The 10,275-nt window shown below is 56.4% G+C and carries 6 protein-coding genes; 2 read left to right on the forward strand and 4 right to left on the reverse strand.

Annotation, left to right across the window (positions count from 1 at the left end; translation table 11 throughout):
• Nucleotides 1-144: 144 nt before the first annotated feature.
• Together sphst_RS13480 and sphst_RS13485 are read right to left on the reverse strand one after the other, a co-directional pair.
• Nucleotides 145-1,317 (reverse strand): GGDEF domain-containing protein, encoded by a 1,173-nt coding sequence (locus sphst_RS13480; protein ID WP_051916466.1) that lies wholly within the window; start codon nucleotides 1,315-1,317, stop codon nucleotides 145-147.
• 119 nt (nucleotides 1,318-1,436) lie between these two features.
• Nucleotides 1,437-3,797: a bifunctional diguanylate cyclase/phosphodiesterase gene (locus sphst_RS13485; protein WP_234387648.1), complete on the reverse strand. Its 2,361-nt coding sequence runs from the start codon at nucleotides 3,795-3,797 to the stop codon at nucleotides 1,437-1,439.
• Between the two features lie 299 nt (nucleotides 3,798-4,096).
• On the opposite strand from sphst_RS13485, the gene sphst_RS13490 reads away from it, so the two are divergent.
• Nucleotides 4,097-6,886 carry an ATP-binding protein gene (locus tag sphst_RS13490; protein ID WP_107045685.1) on the forward strand — a complete coding sequence of 930 codons (2,790 nt, stop codon included), beginning with the start codon at nucleotides 4,097-4,099 and terminating at the stop codon, nucleotides 6,884-6,886.
• Between the two features lie 64 nt (nucleotides 6,887-6,950).
• Entirely contained in the window at nucleotides 6,951-7,340 is a 390-nt protein-coding gene (locus sphst_RS13495; RefSeq protein WP_031394253.1) for a response regulator, read from the forward strand.
• Between the two features lie 27 nt (nucleotides 7,341-7,367).
• Here the strand turns inward: sphst_RS13495 and sphst_RS13500 are convergent, their stop codons facing one another.
• Both sphst_RS13500 and sphst_RS13510 read right to left on the reverse strand, forming a co-directional pair.
• Entirely contained in the window at nucleotides 7,368-7,793 is a 426-nt protein-coding gene (locus tag sphst_RS13500) for a response regulator (protein WP_159043623.1), read from the reverse strand.
• Nucleotides 7,794-9,586: 1,793 nt separating this feature from the next.
• Nucleotides 9,587-10,275: hypothetical protein (locus tag sphst_RS13510; RefSeq protein WP_159043624.1), on the reverse strand; the 689-nt coding region annotated here is incomplete at its 5' end.

The following is a 10,275-nucleotide window of genomic DNA, read 5'->3' on the forward strand; positions in this document are numbered from 1 at the left end:
TGTCCCATACGGCTTCCTTCCATTCCAACGAAAGGATCGCACCATCAAACCGTGGGATCAAACACCTAAGACAACGCCATCAACGTCCATAGCGGCCTGTCCACTTTTTTCTCAATCCGGACAGTGCTATCACCCTTCACATCATTAGCCGATTAAGTTGGCAGCGCTGTATCGCCATGTGTTGCGACCGCCGCGTTTGGCCTCGTACAGCGCGACATCTGCCGATTTATACAGACTATCTTCTTGATCGCCGTTTTCGGGAAACACAGCAACTCCAACGCTGGTACTCGCCGTCATTCGCTTGCCGTTAAATTGAATTTCCGCGGTGAAGCTGTCGGCAATTCGTCTGCATATTCGCTTGATCTCGTCGGTGTTGTCAGCGTCTTGGAGGATGATGGCAAACTCGTCGCCACCTAGCCTTGCCACTTGGTCGTTGGCACGGACCGCGCGACGCAATCGCGCGCCGATTTCCACTAGCAGCGCGTCGCCAGCATCATGGCCAAGGGTATCGTTAATTTCCTTAAAGCGGTCGAGATCGATCAGAAGCAGGGCGAAGCGCGTGCCGTACTGGCCTGACAGACTGATTAGCCGACGCAGATGTTCAATAAACATACGCCGGTTGGCAAGCGAAGTGAGTGCATCATAAAAAGCGAAGTATTCAAGTTCGTCCTGTGCCGCGCGTAACGTTTGCGCCGTCCTTCGATTGGCGTGAACACTGGCGATCACATATCCGAGCGCCAGCAGAACAGCAAAGGCAACCGTGAAGAAATGGACACTGGCAAACGTCTCGCCAAGCCAAGGTAATGCCAGCAACATCGTCGATGGAATGCCGCCGACGACAAGCAACAACGGGATCGAACGATAGGTGAACGCCTGGGCGTGGATCAGCTGTGCCGTGAGAATCAAGACTGATACAGCTTCGAACCCGGGCACATGATTTATCCAGTATAGCAGCGGCATCCCACTCCAGGCTAACGACACCAAGGCTGCTGTTAGGAGATAAAGGAGCCGTGTGCGCACCGGATGGACCGGATCATGTCCGAGCGCCACCCGAACACGATAAGACGCGATCTCACTAGATAGACCAAAGATTACCCAAAGGGCGGCCGATCGCTCGTCGATGTTGGCAGCTAGGAGAAGCCCTGCCAGTAGGACCACGACGATCCGGACAGGTGCAATCTTTTGACCCTCGCGCGCGGCCGTGTCGATCGTCGCGTCGATGTGCTCGGCGATCAGCTGCTGGACACGCGAAAGCACGTGTTGGTGGAAACTACTTGTATGCATAAAGAACAATAACAAGAAATACAAATTTAACATGATACTGCGACTGGAAAGCGTGGTTCCTATCGAAGTCAGGTTTTTCCTGTTTAATCGAGTTGATCAAAGCCATGCTTGCCGTACCCCAGCAACTACAGTCGGCTAGGAAATTTGTCACTTTAGGCTGTCACCGATGTGTGCGGGGCTTTGCAGGTTTTTGTAATGAAAGACGCCAAATGAACGCAGTCAAGAGGTCGGCTGATTAGGTACCCCTGGATCGTGTCGCAGCCCTCTGCGACCGAAAAATCGAACTGTTCGGACGTTTCGACGCCTTCGACAGTAGTTGACATGCCCAGGCACTTAGCCATTGTGATAATAGCCCGGACGATCGCAGCGCTCTCTGCGTCATGGGGTAGTTGCCGCACGAAAGATTGGTCTATCTTGATTTTGTCGAACGGGAATTTGCGCAAGTAGCTGAGCGACGAATAGCCGGTTCCAAAGTCGTCCATGGAAACGTGAACGCCTAGTGATCTGAGCTCATTCAGCGTTGCAAGTGTACCAGTTTCGTCTGACAGTAAAACACCTTCGGTAATCTCTAGTTCAAGGCGTCCAGGTGCTAGCCCAGAAGAATTAAGAGCTGCCACGATTACAGGAACAAGCGACCGCTCGCGGAACTGGGCAGGTGACAAGTTGACTGCTACCCGCATTTCTCCTGGCCATGTCGCCGCCTCTGCGCATGCCGTGTTCAGCACCCACTCGCCCAGCGGCACGATGAGACCTGTCTCCTCGGCAATGCCGATGAAGTCTAACGGTGGCACCAAACCGCGAACCGGATGGTTCCAACGCACGAGAGCCTCGGCCGACGTTATGCATCCGGTCTTCGAATCTACTAGCGGTTGATAGTGTAGCTCCATCTGCCCTTCAGCAAGAGCGAGCCGCAACCCCGCTTCAATAGCACGACGCTGGCGCGTTTTCTCGTCAAGCGAGGGATCGTAGCGGCGGTAAAGCCCTCTACCATCTGCCTTGGCGGCATAAAGGGCGAGATCTACATTTCGCATCAATTCTGCCGGGTCGTCGCCGTCGTCCGGCGCCATCGCGATACCGATGCTGGCGCCAAGATGGATTGGTTGGCCATCAAGCATGAAGGGGCTAGCGGCGATGATCTTGACGATGCGTGCCGCAAGCGCTGTTGCGGCATCTGCCGCCTCGACAGCTGTCTGCAAAACCGCAAACTCGTCGCCCCCCAAGCGAGCGAGTGCATCGTCCATACGCATTGTAGATTGCAAACGATCAGCGACCATCCGAAGCACGATATCGCCCGCAGCGTGGCCCAGCGTATCATTAACTTCCTTGAAGCGATCAAGATCGATCATCAGCACCGCACCAATCTTATCACGATCGCGACGTGATGCTGTGTGGATGGCAAGAAGATCGAAAAACCGTGTGCGGTTGGCAAGGCCGGTTAAGGGATCTGTAAACGCGAGTAGCCGCATTTTAGCTTCCGTCTTCAGCCGTTCGCGTTGATCCCTGACTGCGATCACAGTCTGGATCTTGTGGCCAAGGGCTACCTCACGCCGCAGAACGCGGACCGGAACTTCCAGTCCGTCGGCACCGATAAGGTCCATTTCCCGCTCCTCGCGCTCCGGCAGGCTGGAGATATCAAGACCGGGCAGCAGAGAACTGACAAAGCTACCAGATAGGGTTCCCGGCACGTGGCCGGACAAAAGCTCAATGCTGTTGTTCGCCGTTATGACGATGTCATTATGGCAGATCAGCAGCCCTTCGAGTGCTACGTCAGCCAGCTCGCGAAGCCGTCGTCGGTCGTGTCGCAAGTTCGCCTTTGCCGTGAGATCAAACCTCCAGCCGAATATGGCGAGTACGATAAGGGCGAGTGACACCCCGGCAACAACCGGTGTGATCGCCTGCGGAGATACGGCGTTGTCGGGAAAGCGCTTCGCTGCATCGAAATGGAGCGTCATCGCGGCCATGCCGCAGAAGTGGAGCACTGCTATGGAGACGAATAGCAACGGCGCGGCAGTTGCACGAATTCGTCGATCCCGGCTTCCCACCGCCACCATCGCAAGCCCCGAAAGAGGCAGGCTGGCGATAACGGATGGTAGGACGAGCGTCAGGTTCCACACGACGGTACCCTGCACGAGGTACGCTGCCTGTCCTATATAGTGGAGGCCTGTTACCCCAACTCCGACGAGCAATCCTGCTCCGAAGAGCTGCCATCGCTGACGCACCCGAATAGAGATCAGAACGCCGGCGCCAAGCCCGAAGATGGCGCACGTCAGTGATATGGCGGTCAGTACCGGTTCGAACGCGGCAGGCATCCCTGGTTTGAATGCGAGCAGGACGATGAAGTGAGTAGCCCACGCGGTACTGGCGCTGGCGACGGTGCTGACGACACCCCAACGGGACCGCGCGGATCCATTGGCCCGAGCCGCGTGATTTCCGATCGCGAAGGAGGCGTAAATGCCAACCGCGCAGACGAGGCCCGCGACGACCATCAGCCGCACATCGTGCATGTCTCGCATGCATTTGATCACAGATAAGACTGAAGCGATCATCCATGACGTACTAGTTTGAAATTGTTAACAAAACTCTTGTCCCTGCCGGGCGGCTCGAGATACTGAACGGCAAGAATCGGGGATTGTCGATCTGACGGTGACGGACATATGCCGGTCATGCGATTTGCAGATCAGACGCCAATCATCTTCTTTTCGTTGTGGCCAACGGCCTTATTTAGGCTCTAAGTCGAGGCGGTTGGCGACGGAAAGATCGGCAGCGTTGTGGTGGTACTCAAACGGTTAACCCCTAGCTCGTACCAGGCCGAATGGCAAAGTCGGTATTCGAAAAACTGTACGCATCCGAATTGTGTCTAGCACTAGGCTATCTTGCTTTGGCATCGGCCGCGATCGTGCTTACCCGCTTCAATGGCGGGGTGGCACTCCTATGGGTTGCTAACGCTCCCTTACTCGTATTTTTGTGTCGACGTCCCACCGTGCGGTGGCCGGCAGTATTCGCCTGGGCCACGCCGGCGTCGTTTGCAGCAAGTTGCCTGTTTTGCCCGGTCCCATGGGCAGCGCCCTTCCTGGCGTCGGCGAGTATATTGGAAGCCTTGATCGCAGCAACGCTTCTTCGCCGTTTTCTGGACGGGTGCGACTATGTTGGCTCGGTCCGCTCACTTACAATCTTTTGTCTCATAGCAGGCTTCGTAGCGCCTCTAGCTAGCGGCCTGATCGCTGCAACGACTGGAATGTTCGCCTTCCACCGCCCCTGGCTTGGAACCTATGGCGACTGGGTTGTCGGCCACGGTCTTGGTACGTTGATCGTTTGCCCGATGGTCCTGCTATTTGTTGGCCGGCAAAGCCAGCTGTCGTTCAAGCGTATGGTGACCCAGCTCTATGGCACCGGTGGAATGCTGCTCGCAGCGGTCGTAGGGGTCACGGTGATCGTTTTCTGGCAGCAACGCTTGCCGCTTCTTTTCCTACCGGCCCTGCCGATCCTCTTGGCAACGTTCAAGCTAGGCCGGCCGGGCGCTGCATTATCCATTCTGTGCGTTGCCCTTATCGGTGGGCTGGCGACCGCGACCGGTCACGGGCCAATCATGATGACCCACCTGACGAAGGTAGGTCATCTGCAATTTTTCCAGTTTTATCTGGCCGCAACCTTTCTGATGGCGCTGCCGGTTGCTGGTGCGCTCGACGAGCGCGAGGCCCTGGCCGCAGCCCTCGAAGACAGCGCCACCCGGTTCAGGCTCATCACCGAACAAGCCAGCGACATTATCGCTTTGATTGGTTTTGACGGAGTATGTTCCTTCATGTCGCCGGCATCGTCGACCATCCTTGGCATACCGCCGGAAGATATTGTGGGTACCCGACCTATCGATCTGACGCATCTCGACGACCGAGTGCTGATCGACCAGTACCGTAAAGACCTTCGATCTGGCGCGATCGGGCCGGGCGCGTCACTACGGTTCCGGATGGCGCGAGCCGATGGCGCTTATGTCTGGATCGAAGCGAGCTCGCGCCTTGCTACGATGAGCGACATGCCTTCGGTTGTTACGGTCTGGCGCGACGTTTCGGGGCAGGTTGGCATCGAGGCGGAGCTCAAAACCGCCCGCGCCGAAGCTGAGGCTGCCTCCGCTGCGAAGGCCGGTTTCCTTGCTAATATGAGCCACGAGATCCGGACGCCGATGAACGGCGTTATTGGCTTTGCCGAACTACTGCTAACCAGCAAGCTTACCGACGAACAACGTCGAGACGCGGGCCTGATTGCTGAGTCCGGTCGGGCCATGATGAAGCTGCTGAACGATATTCTCGATCTATCCAAAATCGAGGCGGGCCAGCTGGACGTTGTCACCGAGGCGTTTGACCTACCTCACGCGATCAAGGCATGCGGCAAGCTTTTGACGCTTAGCGCGCTACAGAAACAGCTGACCTTAACGATCGCCGTTGAGGACGAGGTGCCGCAGATGATACTGGGCGATGCGCTTCGCATCCGTCAGATCGTCTTGAACCTGCTCGGCAACGCAATCAAATTCACCGACCAAGGCGGCGTGACGGTAACGGTCTCCATCGACGATCGCATGCTTACGCCCCGACTGCTAATCAAGGTTGCGGACACCGGCATTGGTATTTCGCCGGAACGGCAGGGATCGATCTTCGAAGAGTTTGTTCAGGCTGACCATTCGATAACCCGCCGTTACGGAGGCACCGGCCTCGGGCTTGCGATCAGTAATCGTCTAGCCAAACTGATGGGTGGCGACATCACCCTTGTGAGTGTACCGGGCGGAGGTACGACCGTCACGGTATCGCTGCCCGCTCGGGCCACTGCGCCTAAACAGGTGGCGCTCGAGGCGGCGCAACCGAATGTTGCGCTTGCAGGGCGCGCTGCTCGGATTTTGCTGGCGGAAGATCATGAAGTGAACCAGCTGCTCGTTCGAGCGATGCTCGCTCGTGGCGGTCATGATGTTACGATTGTAGTCGATGGGAGGGCCGCGGTCGATGCGGTACGAGACAGCAAGGGCGCTGGCAGGCCGTATAATCTCGTCTTCATGGATATGCAAATGCCGGTGATGGATGGACTGACCGCTACAAAAGCAATCCGCGCTATGGAAAGCCCTAACGACGCTCGCCTCCCTATTGTCGCGCTGACAGCGAACGCCTTTGCCGCCGATTTGGATACGTGTCGGGACGCTGGCATGGACGATCACGTCGCAAAACCCGTTGCGATGGAAACGCTGCTGGCAGCCGTCGTACGCTGGTCTGGGCGTACGGCCGAGGTTGAGGAGGCTGCCGAAGCCGTGATTTCGACGCCAGTACCACTGAAGACCCGGTTCAAACCGAGTGCATCGGCGCAGGCGAAATATCAGGCACATTGTGCCGCGACGCTTGCTATGATCGAAGCTCTTGCTGGCGCAAGTGTCGTCAGCAATACCGATATGGCAGCGGTAGCGACGATGCTGCACAAGCTAGCCGGAACGGCCGGTATGTTCGACCAAGCCGCGTTGGGTGACGAAGCCAGCCTTCTGGAGGATCATGTCCTTACATGGCCAGAATCTGATCGTCAGGCAGGTTTTCTAAGAGCAGCCGAGAGCTTGCGATCGAAAGCCGCGGCGTAAGGATCGCGTTTGCGATCAAGAACCGGCCGTGCGACGGATAGACAAAGGTAGAACGAGGTAGACTATGGCACGGATCATCATTGTCGATGACGATGAAATTGTCGGTGAGATCGCCCGCGATGCGCTTGTCGCCAACGGACACGGTGCCGGGCACGTTACATCCGCGGCCGAAGCATACCGGGTGATCAAGGCGCGTCGCCCCGATCTGTTGATCCTCGACTGTAATATGCCCGATATGTCCGGCCTGGTTCTGTTGCGGGAGCTGCGCAACTCCCCGGTATTTTGCGATCTTCCAGTTATGATGCTGACCGCGCGTCGCGGTGAACAAGACGTTGGTCTTGCGATGTTCGAAGGCGCCAACGCCTATGTGAAGAAGCCTTTCGATCCCGACGAGCTAGCGTTTAGGGTTGATGAGCTATTGGCGACGCTGCCGAAGCCTACCGGCAAACGATAGAATCAGATATACCAGGGCGAAGCTGCCTCAACGGATCTTTCTGTGCGCAGCAAAACTTTTGCTCATCAATGCAGCCGCCACGCGTTGCACAAGATCTTCAGCCTGAAAGGGCTTCATGAGATAGTCATCGGCACCGGCCGCAAGTGCTTCGTCGATGAGTGCGGTATCGCGTTTGCCCGTCAGCATTAATATTGGCGTCAGATATGTCCCCGCGTTCTGGCGCAATCGCGTAAGTATTTCCATACCCTGCATCCCGGGCAGGCTGCGATCCAGTATCACCAGATCAGGCCGTTTGAAGGCAATGGTGTTGCATGCGAGCGTTCCATGCTGGATAACGCCGACAAGATGGCCCGCCTCAGTTAGAACCTCTTTTACCAGCTCACCTGTCAGCTCATCATCTTCCACATAAATTATTCGGGCCATTTGGTCCTCTAAACGCTGCCAGGTTTCCACCGTTAAAGCCCGTTATGGACACAAAGGGGTAAACAAGACCGTATCCCGGTCATTTCGTGTCGGAGAATGTGGTGCCTTACGACCATGTCGACTTGTATGTATCGGTCTTCAGAGGGTTTTCAGGCTAACTTCGATCGATCCCCCAAGCTCGCCGAGCCACATCGTCACCTGCGCATGGTGGGAGAAGCACTCTCCAGAGCATTTCTACCCGACGAATCTTCGAACTTCGACGATCTGTTGGCGGCGATCGACGAAGCCGTCACTCAGCATGCACAAGGCAGGCAAGCTTGGCCTAAATCCTGTGGGGTCCCCCGGACGATATCAATCGCATGTTGAAGTTTGCACGCTGCCAAGCTGGCGCCGGCTTTGTCGAGCAGGATGAGCGCATCGAGCATCAGGCGCATGGCGTTATTCAGGGCGGGGGCGCTTGCATTAGTGGGATGAGGCATTTTCCGCAACCTTTCGGGTCCGAGGTGCACGATCGACCAATGTCCTTGATACGGTACGATAGTTAACGATGTATGTTTTTACAGTTAGATCAGAAATCTTTTGCTAAAGCTAGGTCCTGGCTTCAGCGATATCGGTAAAGTATGCGAGACCATTCCGATCAGTAAGGCGCCGTGTTTTGCATACGGGCTAGCGTCGCTTCGGTCACAAAACGAGATTATATGACTACTCGCTACATCCGCGGCTGGTTCGATAGTATCGTCTGACATTACGGCCCCGTTCAAAGAGCCGCCATCAACCCGTTGAACGGTCCGCCTACAAGGCGACCTTCAAACCACGCTTACGCAGAGCGAGCGAGCATAGAGGGCAGGATGTCAAAACCAAAGTCGACCAGCTCGTGGCCCAACAGCGTTTGCGGCTGGTCGCAATCGAAGCAGCTTGCGCAATATTAATGAAACAGGCCGACCAGATTGACGCCGACGTACACCGCGCGCTTGCCGAGGGACTTGATTTGGAAGAACAGCAGATCAACCGCGCGCTCGGCGATACATAGCTTGTAATAAATGGCTGTACCGGAAGGGGATATTCAACCTGCTATTCGGGATCTTGCAAAACTTCTGCCGATATGAAGATATGCCCATCAGCGCTAGTGGTACAGCTACCCGTCTTAATCTGACGTTCACTGCGAAATGGCCATCGAACAATCACAGTGTTATCACGTACAGTAAAACGTGCAATACTTTCAGGAATATCAACAGATTTTCCGTCAAATCGCGGACTCAGGTACACATTGCAAGTTTTAAGCGCATTTGCGTGGACATTGATTTCGCGCTGATCGGGACCGGCCGAACAGGCGGTTTGTGCCATGCACAATATTAAGCTTATGTATGCTTTCAAGGAAACCGCCGCATTTGATTAATTTCACTCAGCCTGTCGGTCACATTTCCGTACCACTGGAACAAGCCTAAATTGATATGGCTGTGACCTGAACCGGCGGTCTGACCAAGCGGGGTCCGGTTAATGCATGGGCTGTGCTTTTGGCGTGACCGATTGAACGGTCCCCTGTGCTGCTTTGAGCGGGCAAGGACTGGCTACCGCGAGGTGGGCCGTTTGGCTCCTTTTGCAAGCCGCGGACACCTGACCATATGACCACGCCTACCATCACCACGATTAGCAGAAAAATGATCTTCGCGGCGATGCCGACAGGTTTGTTTCCGCGTCTGCGCATCTCGTGCTCCTATTTGGCTGGGCAAAGAGAAATGCCGGAAGCTTGCCGGACGCTATGATCAGGCGCGGCTGCGGTCGCATAGCGGGATACGGCTCTGAAGACCGCATCCCGCAGAAGATTATCGCAGGCTCTTGTCGTCGCCAGACATTTGCGACTGCACGCTTTCCTTGCTCGTATCGGCCACCTCTTGCGCAGCCTGCTTGGCGTGGCTCAGAAGCTCGCCGCTTTTGAGTTCGCCAAGGAGGTCGCCGATCGGCTTGTCGGCGGTCAGGCCATGGGTCTGGGCGCTATCTTTGACGGCATCCAACGTATCTCCGGCCACCTGCGCACCGCGATTGACGACATCCTGGGCAAGGTCGCGTCCCTTAGCTTTCAGAGTGCTGGCAAAGCTGTCCAGCGCTCGTTCCTCCTCGGCGCTGACCGGGATCAGCACGCCTGCGACAAGCCCAACCAAAGCTGCTGCCGTGCCGAGTACGACAGGATTGCCGATCGGCGATCCCGTGTGGCCACCCCCCTGGCCCTTACCGCGGATCCAGCCGGCAACGCGGTTCACCGTCGAGCTAGTGCTGTTTTGTAGGTCGTGGGATGTCTCTACTAAGCTGTCGCCTGCAGAGGCCACGGCATCCTTGATGCGCTGAGCATAGGAAGCGCTCGTATCCGAGGCGTTTCGTGCAATGCCGAGGACCTGTCCGCGAGCGTCGTCGAGCCGGCTGGCATGCACATCTGTATGCTCGTCGTGAAGCTGCACGACGTTTGCCTCGGCAGCACGTAACCGGCTCGACAGATCGTTGCCGGCCTTTGCCTGCC

The sequence above is a fragment of the Sphingomonas sp. STIS6.2 genome (genome assembly GCF_000732685.2).
GTDB lineage: Bacteria > Pseudomonadota > Alphaproteobacteria > Sphingomonadales > Sphingomonadaceae > Sphingomonas > Sphingomonas aerolata.

Excerpts from the sequence above, each read along its gene's own strand:
- sphst_RS13480 (WP_051916466.1), bottom strand. The coding sequence starts at position 1,317 with ATGTTAAATTTGTATTTCTTGTTATTGTTCTTTATGCATACAAGTAGT.
- sphst_RS13485 (WP_234387648.1), bottom strand. The coding sequence starts at position 3,797 with ATGCGAGACATGCACGATGTGCGGCTGATGGTCGTCGCGGGCCTCGTC.
- sphst_RS13490 (WP_107045685.1), top strand. The coding sequence starts at position 4,097 with ATGGCAAAGTCGGTATTCGAAAAACTGTACGCATCCGAATTGTGTCTA.
- sphst_RS13495 (WP_031394253.1), top strand. The coding sequence starts at position 6,951 with ATGGCACGGATCATCATTGTCGATGACGATGAAATTGTCGGTGAGATC.